The 15,874-nt window shown below is 70.0% G+C and carries 11 protein-coding genes and 1 pseudogene; 5 read left to right on the forward strand and 7 right to left on the reverse strand.

The features are described 5' to 3' along the window. Positions 1-868: galactokinase family protein (locus GX015_RS04575; RefSeq protein WP_291343137.1), on the reverse strand; the 868-nt coding region annotated here is incomplete at its 3' end. A gap of 217 nt (positions 869-1,085) precedes the next feature. Here GX015_RS04575 and GX015_RS04580 point away from each other — a divergent pair. Further along, on the forward strand, positions 1,086-1,295 hold the full coding sequence (locus tag GX015_RS04580) for an SPOR domain-containing protein (protein ID WP_291343138.1): 210 nt from the start codon (positions 1,086-1,088) through the stop codon (positions 1,293-1,295). A 158-nt stretch (positions 1,296-1,453) separates the two neighbouring features. Here the strand turns inward: GX015_RS04580 and GX015_RS04585 are convergent, their stop codons facing one another. The 3 genes from GX015_RS04585 to panB all read right to left on the reverse strand — a co-directional run bounded on the left by GX015_RS04585 (position 1,454) and on the right by panB (position 5,043). Next, complete coding sequence (locus GX015_RS04585) at positions 1,454-1,930, reverse strand: DoxX family protein (protein WP_291343140.1); 477 nt, start codon at positions 1,928-1,930, stop codon at positions 1,454-1,456. Between the two features lie 168 nt (positions 1,931-2,098). After that, complete coding sequence (locus tag GX015_RS04590; RefSeq protein WP_291343142.1) at positions 2,099-4,165, reverse strand: CHAD domain-containing protein; 2,067 nt, start codon at positions 4,163-4,165, stop codon at positions 2,099-2,101. Between the two features lie 68 nt (positions 4,166-4,233). Next, the gene (gene panB, locus GX015_RS04595) at positions 4,234-5,043 is read right to left on the reverse strand and encodes a 3-methyl-2-oxobutanoate hydroxymethyltransferase (protein WP_291343144.1); all 810 of its coding nucleotides are present in this window, start codon (positions 5,041-5,043) and stop codon (positions 4,234-4,236) included. Positions 5,044-5,107: 64 nt separating this feature from the next. Between panB and glnA the strand changes: the two genes are divergently transcribed. The 3 genes from glnA (at position 5,108) to GX015_RS04610 (ending at position 12,413) form a co-directional block, all read left to right on the forward strand. Next, complete coding sequence (glnA, locus tag GX015_RS04600; protein ID WP_291343145.1) at positions 5,108-6,448, forward strand: type I glutamate--ammonia ligase; 1,341 nt, start codon at positions 5,108-5,110, stop codon at positions 6,446-6,448. Positions 6,449-6,474: 26 nt separating this feature from the next. Further along, a complete protein-coding gene (locus GX015_RS04605) occupies positions 6,475-9,660 on the forward strand; it encodes a bifunctional [glutamine synthetase] adenylyltransferase/[glutamine synthetase]-adenylyl-L-tyrosine phosphorylase (protein ID WP_291343147.1) in 3,186 nt (1,061 codons plus the stop codon). Between the two features lie 140 nt (positions 9,661-9,800). After that, a complete protein-coding gene (locus tag GX015_RS04610; protein ID WP_291343149.1) occupies positions 9,801-12,413 on the forward strand; it encodes a hypothetical protein in 2,613 nt (870 codons plus the stop codon). 454 nt (positions 12,414-12,867) lie between these two features. Here GX015_RS04610 and GX015_RS04615 read toward each other — a convergent pair whose 3' ends face one another. The 3 genes from GX015_RS04615 to glsA all read right to left on the reverse strand — a co-directional run bounded on the left by GX015_RS04615 (position 12,868) and on the right by glsA (position 15,352). After that, on the reverse strand, positions 12,868-13,410 hold the full coding sequence (locus GX015_RS04615; RefSeq protein WP_291343151.1) for an NAD(P)H-dependent oxidoreductase: 543 nt from the start codon (positions 13,408-13,410) through the stop codon (positions 12,868-12,870). 96 nt (positions 13,411-13,506) lie between these two features. Then, complete coding sequence (locus GX015_RS04620; RefSeq protein WP_291343153.1) at positions 13,507-13,737, reverse strand: hypothetical protein; 231 nt, start codon at positions 13,735-13,737, stop codon at positions 13,507-13,509. Between the two features lie 196 nt (positions 13,738-13,933). Further along, positions 13,934-15,352, reverse strand: coding sequence for a glutaminase A (gene glsA / locus GX015_RS04625; protein ID WP_291343155.1), 1,419 nt, complete (start codon positions 15,350-15,352; stop codon positions 13,934-13,936). 120 nt (positions 15,353-15,472) lie between these two features. Between glsA and GX015_RS04630 the strand changes: the two are divergent. Beyond that, positions 15,473-15,874 (forward strand): annotated as a pseudogene (locus GX015_RS04630) (hypothetical protein); the annotation flags it as partial.

Genomic DNA, 15,874 nt, shown 5'->3' on the forward strand with positions numbered 1-15,874 from the left:
GGGCGCGGTCGGAGCAGCCGGAGGCGTCGTCGAGCCACTGGGTGGCGCGGCCGACGGTGGGGGCGTCGCCGTCGGGCTGGACCTCGCGGCGGGCGCGGACCCAGTCGATGACGCGGGTTTCGGCCTCGGGCAGGCCGTGGAGGGTGGGCACCCCGAATGCGGAGCACGCCTCGGCGAAGAATTCGTGGCGCTCCACTTGCGGCGACGCGCCCGTGATGTCGGGCGAGTAGGCGACCATGAGCGCCAGGTTGTCCGGTCGCGGCGTCTGGGTGACGGCCTCGTCGGAGTGGTTGCACGTGAGCACCGAATCCGGCTGGCTGCGCAGTGCCGCGGTGTAGGGGTGCAGCGGCCAGTGGTCGCCGTAATGGTCGGCGGAGGTCTCGTGCAGGGCGGCGGCCAGGCGGGCGCGGGTGGGCACGTCGTCGCGGTCGCCCCAGCGGGCGTTGGCGGCCAGCGCGACGGCGGACTGCAGCGCGGCGAGTTCGCCGAGGCCGCGGCCGACCGGGATGGTCGACGCCCACCGCACGGTGACGCCGGCGCCGGTGCGCGGGATCAGGTGCATCGTGTGCTGTAGCGCGACCACGGCCGCGGCGACGGCGGTGACCTCGGCCGGGTAGCCGGCCGGGATGGCGTCGGGCATGGGCAGCGGGGTTTCGTCGCCGATCCGAGTCGACGCGACGATCAGCTCGCCGGTGTCGTTGGGTTCCAGCGCCACGGCGACGGATTCGGGCAGCGCGGTGGCCAGCAGCATCCCGCCGGTGGCGGCGCAGGTTTCGCCGAGCAGTTCCACCGATCCCGGCGCGTGCGCGATCGTCGCATCCGGCCCCGCGTGCTCGCGGACTCGTTCGACGGCGGCGGGGACGGGCATCGGGGACCTTTCGACGGTGGTGGTGGACGGGCGCGACGGCGCCGCGGTCACCGGGTCAACGGTGCCGCGTCGCCGCAAGCCATGACCTGAGATAGTACCCGCGGGTAACCTGGACACAACCGGCCCGTCGGCCGCGGCGACCCCCTGTGCGGGCGCTCGGCCATCGCGTCGGCGTGAAGAGCCCAGGACTTTTCCAGGACTATCCCAGGAGGATGACATGGCCGACGACGCCAAGGATTGGTACTACACGCCCTCGACCCGCGAGGTCACGCGCGGCAAGCAGAGCGGGTGGGACGACCGGATGGGCCCCTACGCTTCGGAGGCCGAGGCCCGCGCCGCGATGGAGCGCGTCGCCGCCCGCAACGAGGCCGCCGACGATTGGGACGAGGAAGACGACGAGTGGGGCAAGCCCCCGGCTGACGCCTAGTTCCTCCGTCCCGGCGGGTGGCTTTCCTCATCCGCCGATGCCCGGGCCTCGCTTGACGACGCCCACGTACGACGAAACCGGCGCCCCTCATCGGGGCGCCGGTTTTCATGTGTCGCGGCTGCGGCTGCGGCTGCGGCTGCTGCGGTAGTCGCTGCCCGCTACACCGTGGCGCGGGCGTGATCGGTGCGGGAGACGTCGGCGGAGGTGCCGCGGGCCCGTCGTGAAGCGAGAATGGCGTCGACGGAGAAGCGGCCCGAACCGAAGGCGGCGAGGAACAGCGCGCCAGCGCCGATGGCGATGACCAGCTCCGGGCCGCCGTCGCCGACGAACATGCCGGCGCCGGTGTGGGCGATGGCCCAGGCGGCGAGCATCTGCAGGGCGACGATGATGCCGACGATCGGCTGGAGCGCGCCGGCGAGGATGAGGATGCCGCCGACGAACTCGACGATCGCGGCGATCCACGCGGTGACGGTCGGGGCCGGGGCTCCCATGTCCTCGAAGCCGGCCTGGGTGCCGGCGATGGTCCAGTCGAAGAGCTTCTGCCAGCCGTGGGCCAGCACGACGGCGCCGAGGCCGATGCGGGCGATGAGGCCGAGGATGTCGCGGGCGACGGTGGGGAGGTGGGGGAAGGTCATTGTCTTCTCGCTTCACATAGTTGATGATGTATCAACAACGAGGTTACAAAAAATGCTGACACGTACGCAAACTGCATGCGTGTCAGCACTTTTCGGCCATCCGGACGGCCCCCCGCGTCAGTCGCCGGCAACGTCGTCGCCGTCGCGGCAATCCGACCGGCGCCCGCGTCAGCTGCGCTTCGAGCGCTTAGCCTTCTTCGCCGCGTCCTTCGCCGCCTTCTCCCGGGCCTTCTCCATCTTCGACTCGAGCTTCTCGTACGCCTTCAGCACGCCCTCGACGTCGTCGTCGTACGCCTCCAGCGCCTTCAGGCCGTCGGTGCGCTCGATCTGGTACAGCACGCCGTACCCGAAAGTGTCCTGGTCATGCGAGTGTGCGCGGCGCGCCTTCTGCAGCAGGACGTGGCGGGCGGTGCAGGTGTCCTGGAAATCGCCCAGCGACGACTGCAGCGTCTTGCACGCCGCGTACAGCTTCTTCGTGGGCAGCCCCGTCGACTGCGCGGCCTCGGCGGAGTAGCGCAGCTTCTTCGCGGCCTTGCGCACGTCGTGGAAGTGCTCCTCGCGCTCGGCGACCGGGATCGACGTGTCATCGCGGGCCTCGACCGCGATGCGGTGGCGCTTCTGGAACTTCTTGAACGCCTTCGCCACGTGAATCGCCAGCACCGCGTTCGTCTCCGCCCGGATCTGCTCCGGAGACTTCTCCGGCGCGGGCTCCGGCTCCGACTCGGCCTCTGCTTCGGCCTCAGCCTCCGTCTCGACGTCGCTTTCCGACGGCTCGTCCGCACCCTCATCGGCGTCCCCGTCGGAATCGGCCGGGGCATCGGCGGTGGTCTCGGTATCGGTGTCGGAATCGGGCGCGGGCTCGACGGTCGGCTCCTCGGCGAACTCGTCATCGTCGGATTCCGACTCGTCGACGATGCGGCCCGCCGTCTCCTCCGGCGAGATCTCGTCGTCCTCGGGCTCCTCGGCGGGAACGTCGGCGTCGTCAAGCGAAGCCGCGGCCTTTTCGGCCTTCTCGGCCTCCTCGCGCTCCGCGTCCTCCGCGGCATTCGGGTTCACCGGCGGGTCGGCCAGCAGCTCATCGAGCTGATCGAGGATGGACAGGTAGCGGCTCGAATCCAGAGCGGCGACGACGCGGCGGTGGGCGCGGTCGTAGTCACGGCGGATGTCCGCGATGAGCTCCTCGCGCATCGTGCCGTCGATGACGTCGGCTTCGTCGCGCTGCAGCTGATTCTCGAAGCGCTCCGCGACGACCTCCGCGTCGCGGGCCACGCCAAGCACGCCGGCCAACAACTTCAGCTCGGACTCCATGTGGGGGAGCTGCTCGCCGACCAGGATGCCGTGGAACGTCTGCATGTGGCTGCGCAGCTCACGGGTGGCCACGCGCATCTGGTGCACCGAATCCCACTCGTCGCGGCGGACCTTCGGATCCCACTCGACCATCTTCGCCACGTTCGCCGCCAGCGCATCGACCACCGCGCGGCCCGGCGTGCCCTCCGGCAGATCGGCCGGCGTCGGCGGCACCGGGGCGGCGTCCTTCGACGCGCCCAGCGCCGTGGCCAGCTTCGACGGGCTATCCGACGGCGTCGCCCCCGCGATGCGCAGCACCGCGCCGAGGCGCTCCAGCAGCTCGGTGCCCTCCGGCTGTGTGGAAATGTCGCCGATCAGCTCGATCTCCCACTCGCGCCACGACGTCTCCTCGCCGCCCGGCAGCAGCGACACGGCCGTGACGTGGTCGTCGCAGAACTCCGCGATCGCCTCGCCCTCGGCGTTCTTCAGCGTGGACACGTGGCGGACGTTGTCCACCCGGGCGATCGGGCCCAGTTGATGCTCGCGGACGATCGAGCGCACCGGCGCCAGCAGCGAATCGGGGACCGTGTAGGTCGCGTCGGCGCCCTCGCCCTCGACGGAGCCCTCGTCCAGGTCGGCGCCGTACTCCATGCGGCCGGCTTCCGCCGGCGTCTTCAAATGCCAACCTTCGTCGGGGCCGCCCAGACGGCGGCGCAGAGTGCGCTTGGCGCGGGTCAACCGCAGATCCGCGGTGTCGACGTAGGTCGCCGACATCTCGCGGACCTCCTCGTCGACCGAGGCGACGCCGGGGACGAAATCGAACCCGGGGACCACCGCATGATCCGGCGCGGAAAACTTCACCTCGACCTCGAGGGTCGCGGACGGTTCGGTCCGTTCCCGCTTGTTCTCGGAAACGGTGGTGTCGGGGGTGCTGCCGGATGCGCTCATGCCCTCGATCCTACCCCCGGATGGGAGGGGTGGACAGGGGCGCTCGTGCCCGTTTCGGGGCCCGCTGATCAGCCCTTGAAATCCTTGTCCACGGGCGGGAAGTCACGGGACTCCACCTGCGCGACGTAATCGCGGGCGCCGTTCTCGAGCAGTTCGCCGACCTCGCCGAAGACGGCGGCGAACGACGGGCGGCGGCCGTCGGAGGGCACCGCGAAGGCGTCGTGCCACACCAGAACCTGGCCGTCGCAGTCCTTGCCCGCGCCGATGCCGCACGTGGGGATCGGCGACTCGGCGGTGATCTCCTTCGCCAACTCCGCGGGCACCATCTCCAACACGACGGAGTGTGCGCCCGCCTCGGCGACGGCGCGGGCGTCGCGCCGCAGCTGCTCGGCGCCCTCGCCGCGGCCCTGGACCTTGAAACCGGACAGCGCATTGACGGACTGCGGGGTGAACCCGATGTGCGCCATGACGGGGATGCCCGCGTTGACCAGGGCGCGGATGCGCGGGGCGATCCGCTCGCCGCCCTCGATCTTGACCATGTGCGCGCCGGTCTCGCGCATCATGCGCGCGGCGCTGAGCACGGCCTGCTCGTCGGAGGCCTCGTAGACGCCGAAGGGCAGGTCGGCGACGACGAGCGCGTTCGGGGCGCCGCGAACGACGGCGCGGGCCAGCGGAATCAGCTCGTCGAGCGACACCTCGGTGGTGGTGTCGTAGCCGTACATGACGTTGGCGGCGGAGTCGCCCACCAGCAGAACCTCGACGCCGGCGTTGGAGAACGCACGGGCCGTGGAGTAGTCGTAGCAGGTCAGCATCGCCCACGGTCGGCCTTCGGCCTTGCGGGCTGCGAGATCGTTCAGGCGCATCTTCCGGGTGCTCATGTTCGCCAAGCATGCCACACCGGACCACCACACGAACCCGGGTCGCCCGCGTAACTTGGGGGGCATGAATCGCCAACAGGAATTCGTCCTCCGCGCCATCGAGGAGCGCGACATCCGCTTCATCCGCCTGTGGTTCACGGACATCCTCGGCTACCTGAAGTCCGTGGCCGTCGCCCCCGCGGAGCTGGAGGGCGCGTTCGAGGAGGGGATCGGCTTCGATGGTTCGGCCATCGAGGGCTTCTCCCGCGTCTCGGAGGCGGACACCATCGCCCGCCCCGATCCCTCGACCTTCCAGATCCTGCCGTGGCGCCACGATGACCAGGAACTGCACACGGCCCGCATGTTCTGCGACATCTCGATGCCGGACGGGCAGGCCAGCTGGGCGGATCCGCGCCACGTCCTGCGCCGCCAGGTGCAGGCCGCCGCCGATCAGGGCTTCACCTCCTACATCCACCCGGAGATCGAGTTCTTCCTCGTCGATTCGCTCGACACCGACGGCCAGCCCCCGGTGCCCACCGACAACGGCGGCTATTTCGATCAGGCGGTCCACGACAAGGCGCCGGATTTTCGTCGTCACGCGATCAATGCCCTGGAGGCCATGGGCATTCCGGTCGAGTTCTCGCACCATGAAAACGCGCCCGGACAGCAGGAAATCGACCTGCGCTACGCGGATGCGCTGAGCATGGCGGACAACATCATGACGTTCCGCTACCTGATCAAGGAGGTGGCCATGCGCAACGGCGTGCGGGCCACCTTCATGCCCAAACCCTTCGCCGACCAGCCGGGCAGCGCCATGCACACGCACATTTCGCTGTTCGAGGGCGACGACAACGCCTTCCACGACCCCGACGACGAGCACCAGCTGTCGGCGGCGGCGCGCAGCTTCATCGCGGGCATCCTCACCCACGCTCCGGAGATCTCCGCGGTGACCAACCAATGGGTCAACTCCTACAAGCGCACCGTCTTCGGCGACGAGGCGCCGACCGCCGCGACGTGGGGCCTGGCCAACAGGTCGGCGCTGGTCCGGGTGCCCATGTACTCGCCGGGCAAGTCCGCTTCACGACGCGTGGAGATCCGCTCCGTCGATTCGGCCTGCAACCCGTACCTGGCGTATTCGGTGATCCTCGCCGCCGGCATGCGCGGCATCCAGGACGGCTACGAGTTGCCGCCGCAGGCGGAGGACAATATTTCGGAGCTGACCCGCCGCGAGCGCCGGGCCATGGGATACCGCGATCTGCCGACGTCCCTGGAGGAGGCGCTGCGCGAGATGGAGCGCTCCGACCTGGTGGCCGACACCCTCGGCGATCATGTCCACGAGTTCTTCCTGCGCAACAAGTGGCGCGAGTGGCGCGAGTACCAGAGCCAGGTCACGGCCTGGGAGCTGCGCACCAACCTGGATTACTGACCCCGCCGACCGCCCGAGGAACCGCCATGGTGATGAGGAACCGCCCCCGCACGTCCCGCCAGTCCGTGCCGACCCCGGCCACGCTCGGCCTGCCCGACGGCGATCGTGCGGTGCAGGACCTCAAGGAGCTCGGCTGGTACGACGAGGACGGCCTGGAGCTGCTGTGGGGCCTGGCCGGCGCGTCCGATCCGGAGCAGGCGCTGACGTCGCTGGTCCGGTTGAAGGAGAAGCTCGACTCGGGCGTCGAGTCGGGGGAGCTGCCGCAGTGGGCGGCGTGGTCGGCGCTGGATGCCGCGATGAGACAGCAGGTGCTCATGCGCACCCGCGTGTTCGCGCTGCTGGGTGGCTCGGCGATGCTGGGCGACCACATGGTGGCCAATCCGACGACGTGGTCGCTGCTGCTGGCGGATCTGCCGACGCGCGCCGACATGTTCCGCGACATGCTCACCGCCGTGGAGGCGGCGCCCGAAACCCCGGTGCGCACCGACGATGAGTCGGTGAAGGAGGCCGCGGACCTGGACTACCGAGAGCCGACGGCGTCGTCGCCGGATCTGGAGGACGCCGGGCTGTACCGTGCGGGCATCACGGGCCGCGACGCGGACCTGGCGATGAAGCGGACGTACCGGAACCTGATCATGCGCGTGGCCGCCGCCGACTTGGCCGGCACGTACCCGCGTGGCCCGCGCCGGCCGGGGCAGCCGCCGATCCCGTTCACCCGCGTGGCCGAGGCCCTGTCGGATTTGGCCGACGCCGCGCTGACCGCGGCCCTGTCGGTGGCGGTGGCCACGACATACCCGGATGCGCCGGTGTCGACGCGCCTGGCGGTGCTGGCGATGGGCAAGTGCGGCGCCCGCGAGCTCAACTACATTTCCGACGTCGACGTCATCTTCGTCGCCGAACCCGCCGACGCCCGCGCCACGCGCCTGGCCTCGGAGTTCATCCGGGTGGCGTGCCGCTGTTTCTTCGAGGTCGACGCCGCGCTGCGCCCGGAGGGCAAGTCGGGCGCGCTGGTGCGCACGCTGGAGTCCCACCAGGCGTACTACAAACGGTGGGCGCAGACGTGGGAGTTCCAGGCGCAGCTCAAGGCGCGCCCCATGACGGGCGATCTGGACCTGGGCAAGGAGTACGTCGAGGCTTTGTCGCCGCTGGTGTGGTCGGCCTCCCAGCGCGATTCCTTCGTGGAGGACGTCCAGGCGATGCGCGACCGCGTCATCGAGAACGTCCCCGACGAGCTGAAGTTGCGCGAGCTCAAGCTCGGCCGCGGCGGCCTGCGCGACGTGGAGTTCGCGGTGCAGCTGCTGCAGCTGGTCCACGGCCGCTACGACGAATCGTTGCGCGTCCTGCCGACCGTCGAGGCGCTGGATGCCCTGGTGGAGGCCGGGTACGTCGGGCGCGAGGACGGCCGGGTGCTCATCGAGTGCTACGAGTTCATGCGGCTGCTCGAGCATCGTCTGCAGCTGCAGAAGATGCGTCGGACGCACACGCTGCCGCCGGAGGAGGACCTCTCCGGCCGCCGGTGGCTGGGCCGCGCGGCCGGGGTGACCCCGGCGGGGTCGGAGAGTTCCGCCGATGCGCTGGCCAAGCGGGTGCGCGCCACCGGCCGGCAGATCCGGACGCTGCACAACAAGCTCTTCTTCCGTCCGCTGCTCAACTCCGTGGTGGAGCAGGACATCGGCACGATGCAGCTGTCCGCCGACGCGGCGAAGCGGCAGCTGGCCGCGCTGGGCTATCTCTATCCGGACCGCGCCTACGACCACCTCTCGGCGTTGGCGTCGGGAAGCTCCCGCAAGGCGCGCATCCAGGCGATGCTGCTGCCGACGCTGATGGAGTGGTTGTCGGACACCGCGGAACCGGACGCCGGCCTGCTCAACTACCGCAAGCTGTCCGATGCGCTGCTGGAGAAGACGTGGTTCCTGCGCATGCTGCGCGACGAGGGCGTGGTCGGCGAGCGGTTGATGCACATTTTGGGCACGTCGCCGTACGTGTCGGGGCTGCTGGTGTCGTCGCCGGACACCATCAAGCTCTACGGCGACGGCGCGGGGGGCCCGAAGCTGCTCGACACCGACCCGGGCACCGTGGGGCGGTCGCTGGTGGCCACCGCCAACCGGCATACCGATCCGGACAAGGCGATCGGAGTGGCCCGTGCGCTGCGCCGGGCGGAGCTGGCGCGCGTGGCCTCGGCGGACTTGCTGGGCCTCATGGACGTCGAGGCGGTGTGCACCTCGTTGTCGCTGGTGTGGGACAACGTGCTCGAGGCGGCGCTGGCGGCGGAGATCCGCGGCTGGTGCGCCCAGCATCCGGATGAGCCGGTGCCCGCGGTGATTTCGGTCATCGGCATGGGGCGCCTGGGCGGCGGCGAGCTGGGCTACGGCTCGGACGCCGACGTGATGTTCGTGTGTGAACCGGCCGTCGGCGACGACGGGGAGCCGGTGGCCGATGACAGCGATGCGGTGCGCTGGTCGATCGGCATCTGCGACGCGATGCGCCGCCGACTGGCCAAGCCGAGCCAGGATCCGCCGCTGGAGGTCGACCTGGATCTGCGCCCCGAGGGCCGGTCTGGCCCGCCGGTGCGCACGCTGGATTCCTACCTGGCCTACTACGAGCGCTGGGGCGAGACGTGGGAGATCCAGGCGCTGCTGCGCGCGACGTGGATCGCCGGCGACAAGGACCTGGGGGAGCGGTTCCTGCGGGGCATCGACCAATACCGGTACCCGGAGGGCGGCGCGTCGGAGCAGGTCGTCCGCGACGTGCGCCGCATGAAGGCCCGCGTGGACAACGAGCGGCTGCCGCGTGGAGCCAACCGCCGCACGCACACGAAGCTCGGCTCGGGCGCGTTGACCGACATCGAGTGGACGGTGCAGCTGCTCACCTTCATGCACGCCCACGAAGTGCCCGCGCTGCACAACACGTCGACCCTGCAGGGCCTGAAAGTGCTTGCCGACGACGAGATCCTCTCCAAGGAAGACGCCGACACCCTGCGCACGGCGTGGTTGACGGCGACGAAGGCCCGCAACGCGCTGGTGCTCACCCGCGGCAAGCGGACCGACGAGCTGCCCCAGCCGGGGCCGCAGTTGGCGCAGGTCGCCGGTGCCGCGGGCTGGGATCCGGACGACAACACCGGGTTCATGGAGAACTATCTCCGCGTCACCCGGCACTCCCGCCGCGTGGTCGACCGCGTCTTCTGGGGAGAGGAGAATCCGGCGCACGACTGAGGTACGACCGCCGCACCACGGCCGCATGCCCTGGCCGCACCGTCATCCGGCCGGCGGACGGGTGGCGCGCCGGGCCGTCGTCACGCCCGAAGGCGGGGATGGCTCCCCATCGCGTATGCGGATGGGCCATAATGACCCGAATGGAGAGCAGGGTCGATTACGCAGCCCGCCCCGACTTCGGCGAACACGTCGGACGTCTGGGCGAGGCGGAGCTGCGCCGGCTCCTGCGCGTCGCCTGCCCGGGACTGCCGGCTCCGCTGACGCGGGTCGAAACCGCCGAAATGCTGATGACGCGCGAGGCCGCGCAGACCGCGGTGTCCGCCGCCGCGCCGGATGTGTTGGCCGCGGTGAAGCTCGTGCACGTCCTGGAGGACTCCGCGGCGGTCGACGACATCGCCGCCGTCGCCGTGTGGGGATCCGAGGCCGACGCCATGCCCCACGACGGCGACCAGCCGCCGTCGAGCGTCCGCGCGCCGGCCACCGGCGCCGACGTCGCCGAGCTCTTGGGCCGCGCCGAGGACCTGGGCCTGGCCTGGCAGCAGCCGGCGGGCGTGTGGAACGTGCCGCCGCACATCGCGGAGATCCTCGTCCAGGATCCGACGATGGCCACGCCCGTCGAGTGCCTGCTCGAGTTCAACTCCCGCGCCGAGTTGCTGCGGAAGATGGAGAACCTGGGGCTCGTCGACGAAGGGGAGAGCCGGGCCGAAACCGTCGCCAACCACGTGGCGGAGAACCTGGGCGCCACGGTCGTGAATTCGAAGGGCACCGGATTCTTGTCCGACGCCGAGCTGCTCGCCCGCCTGCGCGCTTTCCTCTGCTCGCCGCACCGGGTGCGGGCTCTGGTGGCGACGGCGCCGCATGCCATCCAGAAGTCCCTGCTGCTGTTCGCCCGCGAGGGCATTTTCCTCGACGCCCGCGAGTGGGGCGAGCGCCGCGCCGCGGCCGTCGAGTGGGCGGTCGAGCATCTGCTGGCCGTGACGTTCGAGATGCCGGTCGCCATCGACGGCGGCGGCGACCCGCGGCCCGCGTCCGAAGGCGGAGTTGATGGCGATGCCGGCGGAGATGCCGACGACTCCGACGTCCAGTTCGAGTCTCCCGAAACCCCCGAAGTCGATCTCAACGCGTCCCTGATTTCGCCGGTCGCGCTGGCGCTGAAGCTGGGCCGGCAGTACCTGCCCACGCCCCACCCCGAGGAACCCCGACCGGCATGGGTCGCGCCCGAGGCTCAAATCGACGCCGCCACCTCCGCCGTCGCGGTGGCCACCGCCGTCATGCAGCGGTGGGAGGACGGCGGCTACCTGGGCTCCGGCGGCCTCCACGAGTTCGCGGGCGCCGTCGCCATCCACGAATTCGCCGCCTCCATCGGCGCCGATGATTCGGTGGTCCACGAAGTCGTCGGCATGCTCGCCGGCGCGGGCTTCATGCATCCGGTCACCGGCCAGCCGACGGCGCGCTCGGCGCAGAAGTGGTTCTCCGCCGACGCCTCGCGCCGCTGGGCGTGGCTCGCCGCGGGTTGGCTGCGCGGCCCCGACCGGTGGGTCACCGACGAAGCGCCGGAAAGCTGGATGCCCTCTGCAGAGCTGATGGCCGAGGTGGCCAAGCGCGTGCGTCGTGAAGCAGTCGTGTTCGCCGCCCAACTCGACGAAGGCATGATGTGGTACCCGTGCTGCATCGAGTCCCGGCTGGGCTGGACGTGCGGGGCGCTGTTCGAGGGGCTCGAGGACCTGTGGGGCATGCTCGTCCACCGGGTGATGCAGGGAATGCGCGTGCTCGGGTTGCTCGTCGATGGCGCGGCCGGGGCTCCGGTGCGCGCGGTCGCCGCCGGCATGGGGCACGCGTGGCTGTCGGGGCAGGACCCGCTTGTCGACGAGGCCGTCGACCTCATCGCCGCCGAGGCCGCGGACCTGGTGCCCGTGGAGCGGCGGGCGCAGCTGCTGGCCCCGCCGAATTTGCTGGTCGCCGACCGCGTCGAGCTGGTCGCGATGGTCCGCGGTGTGCCCGGCCACGACCTCGCCGTGACGCTGGATTCCGTGGCGCACCGCGAGAAGTGCGGCGCGACGTCGCTGTGGGTGTTCACCGAGGAGTCGTTGGCTGCCGCGCTGGACGAGTACGACGGCGATGTCCCCGCGATCCTCGAGGCCGTAGGCCACGTCACCTCCGCGGGGCCGTGGCTGCGGGTGCTGCGGCACCGGTTGCGCGCGCTCGAGGATGCCCTTGACCTGGAAGGTTTGCTTCCCGACGACCCCGCCGACGAGTGGTCCGCCGCCGACGCCGTTGATGGCACTTACGCGGTTGATGGCGTGGGTGCTTCTGGTGGGGACGCTTCGGGGGCTGCCGGCGGTGAGGGTGCTTCCGGCGCGGACGATGGCGGCGATGGCGGCGATGAGGGCGATGAGGGTGCCGCCGATGGCGGCCCCGCCGTCAATCCGACGGCGGGCGCCGAGGGCCGATCGGGACCGGGTTCGGAGCCGTCCGATGAGTCTGTCGCGCGGCCGGCTGCCGAAGATGCCCTGTTCGACGTCGTCGGCGTCGACGATGCGGTGATCGGCGAAAATGGCGTGGTCGAGCCCCCGTTGTTCGATATCCCGGGCGTGCGCCCGTCGAAGTCGGCGCTGGGCGGCGAGCCGGAGATCTCGGAGTCGAATGGCGCCGGCGGAAGCGGATCCGCCGATGCGACGTACATCGAGGATCCGCTGCGCCGCCCCGATTCCGGCAGTGGCCCCGGCGTTCCCACGCAACCCCCGCTGTTCTAGTCCCGGCTTCGCGCCCCGGTTGTTCTAGGCCCGGGTTTCTCGCGCCCGGTTTCCCGCCGCGGAAGTCACTTCGCTCGCCGTTGTCGCCGCCGGTGGTCTCGATCGACGGTTCCCATCACCAGATACCCACGTTTTGGCCAGATACCGACGTTCAAACGTGAGTATCTGGCCAGAACGTAGGTATTTGCGGGGTGCGGATCCGGGTTCAGTGGTGGCGCGGGGGCCGGGATCAGTGGTGGTGGGGGGGAGATCAGCGGCGCCGTGGGACGACTACGACGCGATGCCGCCGGTGGAGGGACGATCGGGGCGCAAAAAGACGCCCAGTGGACAGAAAGACCTGGTCAACCACGTCTTTCTGTCCACTGGACGTCTTTTTGCGCGCAGGGGCCGGCGCCGGAGCGAATTCCGGGTGATACGGACGCCGCGACCAGTGCGCGGATCGCGCACCGGCGTCTTACGCGTGGCTGTTCAGCGCGGCGATCTCGTCGACGACCTTCTGCAGGTCCTCGGCCTTGCCCTCGGCCGGGGTGAACTGGCCCTCGGGGAACTCCTCGCCGAGGAAGATGTTGGCGGTGGCCTCGACGTCCTTCATCTTCAGGTTGCCCACGATGTCGCGCCAGTGCTTGATGGCGCGCTGGCCGCCGCCGAAGCCGTAGCCGACGAAGCCGACGGGCTTGTCGTTCCACTCGACGAAGAGCAGGTCGGCGGCGTTCTTCATCGCGGCCGGGGGAGCGGCGTTGTACTCGCCGGTGACGAACACGTAGGCGTCGCACTCCTTGACGGCCTCGGCCCACTTGACGGTCTTCGGGTTCTCGTACTCGCCGTTGGCCTGGCCCGGCATGGTGGGCTCGTTGAGCAAGTCGAGGTCGAAGTCGATGACCTTCAGATCCTTGAGCTGGACGTCGGTGCGGTCGGAGAGGTTCTCGATGACCCATTCGCCGACGGTGGTGCCGACGTTGCCGGGGCGGGTGGTGCCGGTGATGATGCCGAGCTTCATGTGGGAGGTCCTCCTGGAGGGATCTTCGCTAATTGGTGTCATGTCAACTGTAATGGCGGGACTTCGGCGCTGCAACGAAGTTCCGGGTGTGATGGATCACTTTTCGTCGTAAAGCGCGAGGACTTCCTCGACGAGTTCCCGCAGGTCGGAGTCCTTGTCGTCGGTCGGCGTGAACGTCCCGTCGACGACCTCGTCGCCGAGGTAGAAGTTGACGGTCTTCTTGGCGGTCTTCATGCGCAGCGCCCGCGTGACGTTGCGCCATGTCTGGATCGACCGCTCCGCGCCGCCGAATCCGCACCACACGAGCCCGATGGGCCGCCGTTCCATTCGGCGTGCAGTGCGTCGGCGGCGTTCTTGAAGGCGGCCGGGGTGCGCCGTTGCCGGGGCGGGTGGTTCCGGTGCTGATTCCGAGCTTCATGGTGCCGCTCCCTTGCACAAGTGATGACATGTCAGCAATGGTGCGAACGGCGAACTTCCGCAACGGCGCCGTCGTCAAGCAAATGCTTTGCGACGGCCCGGCGCGTCAGCCCTTGCGGCGGGAATCCGAACGATGGGCCGACTTCGAGGAGGCCTTCGACGCCGTCCTCTTGACGTTGCCGGGCTTGCGTGCGTCGCGGCGGCGCAGGAGCTTGCGGGGCTTGCGGCGCTGCTCCGGCTGATCGGCGCGGTACTCGCGGATCTCGGCCTGCTCGACCCACTGCGGGGAGGCACAGACGCCGTGGTCGAGGAGCCCGGCGGGATCGTGGACGTAGGTGGTGATCTTCTCGCCTGCGGCGGTGAGCAGCTCTTCGAGCAGTTCCTTCGCCTTCGGGGCCAGGGAACGGACCTCGACGAGATCGACGAACAGGTCGGTGCCGGATGCCGCCCCGCGCGTGACCTCGCGGTCGATGGCCTCGTACGAGCAGAAATCGATGTCGCCGTACAGGCGCAGAAGCGTGGTGTCCTGCACACCGTCGGAATCGAAATCGACGACGGCGCGGTGGCGCAGCGCACCATGCGGCCGACCGGTCACGCGCATCATGTGCAGCCCGAGATCCGACGACGCCCGGTGGAAGAAGGCGTTGCCCCGCACCGAATGGCCGTGGTCGTCCAGCCGCGGCGAGAACGACGCCAACGACAGCTCGCCCGGGATGACGCCGAACAGGCCGCCCGACACGCCGGACTTCGCGGGCACGCCCACGTAATTCATCCAATTGCCGGCCGAGTTGTACATGCCCGACGTCGACATCACCGACAGGATCCACTGCACCGTTTCCTCGCGGAACACCCGATCACCGGTCACCGGATGCACGCCGCCGGTGGCCAGGGTGGCGCCGATCGTCGCCAAGTCGCAGACGTTGAGCTTGATCGAGCACTGCCAGCTGTAACCGTCGAACACCTGCAGGGGGTCGCACGTGATCGTCTCGGTCGAGCGCAAAAGATTGGCGATGGCGCGGTTGCGGAAGCCCGTGTCGCGCTCGCCCTGGCCGATCTCCTCGTCCGACGTCAGCTGCCGGCCGGCGAGCTTGGACAGGCCCTCGAGGATGAGGTCGTCGGCGCGGCCGCCGACGTGCTCCTGCAGCAGCCCGTGCACCGTCAGCGCGCCCGCGTTGATCATGGGATTGACCGGGCGGCCGTCCTCGTCGAGCGAGATCTCGTTGAAGGCATCGCCGGAGGGCTCGACGCCGACGCGCTCGAGCACCGTGTCCAGGCCCAGCTCCTCGATGGCCAGGCCGTAGACGAGCGGCTTCGAAATCGACTGAATGGTGAACTCGTGGTCGACGTCGCCGAACGCGTACAGGTCGCCTTCCGGGCTCATCACCGCCGTCGCCCACAAGTCGGGGTCGACGTCCGCGAGCGACGGGATGTACGTGGCGTTCTCGCCGTCGGTGACCTCCCGGCAAGCCTCCGTCAGGCGGTGGAGAGTCTCGCGGAAAGGTGAACGGATGTCAATCGAAGTCATTCTTCACACGTTACGGGGAAGGGGGAGCCGGCGGCGCATCTTCGCCGGCGGCCGCACGCCGGGCGCCCGGCCGTGGACTGGGTAATGTCATCGGGGACGTTTTCCACCGAAAGGATCCCCATGAACGACAACCGCCCGTCGCAGTCCGACCCCGGTGCCGAGCCGGGGGAGCCGCAGGGCGGTTGGTACGGGCCCGGCGGCGCCGGCGACGCGACGCAGCGCTTCGACCGCCCCAATCCCTACGGCACGGGCCAGCAGTATGGCGCCGCGGCTCTGCCGTCATCCAATGCCCCCGGAAACGCCTCGGGCGCGTCCGGCGGGCAGTCGAGCGGACCCGGTTCCAAGGGCCTTCTCCTGGGCGGCATCGGCCTGGTCGCGGGAATCCTGCTCGGCGGCGCAGCCGGCCTCGCCGGTGGTTCGGCGATGTCGACCGACTCGGCGCCGACGACAGTGACGGAGACGACCACCGTCGAAACCACCGTCGAGGTCGCCGCACCGCCGCCGGAGGCCCCCGCCGAACCC

The organism is Corynebacterium sp., assembly GCF_012837295.1.
Classification (GTDB): Bacteria; Actinomycetota; Actinomycetes; order Mycobacteriales; family Mycobacteriaceae; genus Corynebacterium.

Coding starts and splice junctions, on each gene's coding strand:
- panB (WP_291343144.1), bottom strand. CDS start 5,043: ATGAGCACCCGGAAGATGCGCCTGAACGATCTCGCAGCCCGCAAGGCC.
- GX015_RS04590 (WP_291343142.1), bottom strand. CDS start 4,165: ATGAGCGCATCCGGCAGCACCCCCGACACCACCGTTTCCGAGAACAAG.
- GX015_RS04610 (WP_291343149.1), top strand. CDS start 9,801: ATGGAGAGCAGGGTCGATTACGCAGCCCGCCCCGACTTCGGCGAACAC.
- GX015_RS04580 (WP_291343138.1), top strand. CDS start 1,086: ATGGCCGACGACGCCAAGGATTGGTACTACACGCCCTCGACCCGCGAG.
- glnA (WP_291343145.1), top strand. CDS start 5,108: ATGAATCGCCAACAGGAATTCGTCCTCCGCGCCATCGAGGAGCGCGAC.
- GX015_RS04620 (WP_291343153.1), bottom strand. CDS start 13,737: ATGGAACGGCGGCCCATCGGGCTCGTGTGGTGCGGATTCGGCGGCGCG.
- GX015_RS04605 (WP_291343147.1), top strand. CDS start 6,475: ATGGTGATGAGGAACCGCCCCCGCACGTCCCGCCAGTCCGTGCCGACC.
- glsA (WP_291343155.1), bottom strand. CDS start 15,352: ATGACTTCGATTGACATCCGTTCACCTTTCCGCGAGACTCTCCACCGC.
- GX015_RS04585 (WP_291343140.1), bottom strand. CDS start 1,930: ATGACCTTCCCCCACCTCCCCACCGTCGCCCGCGACATCCTCGGCCTC.
- GX015_RS04615 (WP_291343151.1), bottom strand. CDS start 13,410: ATGAAGCTCGGCATCATCACCGGCACCACCCGCCCCGGCAACGTCGGC.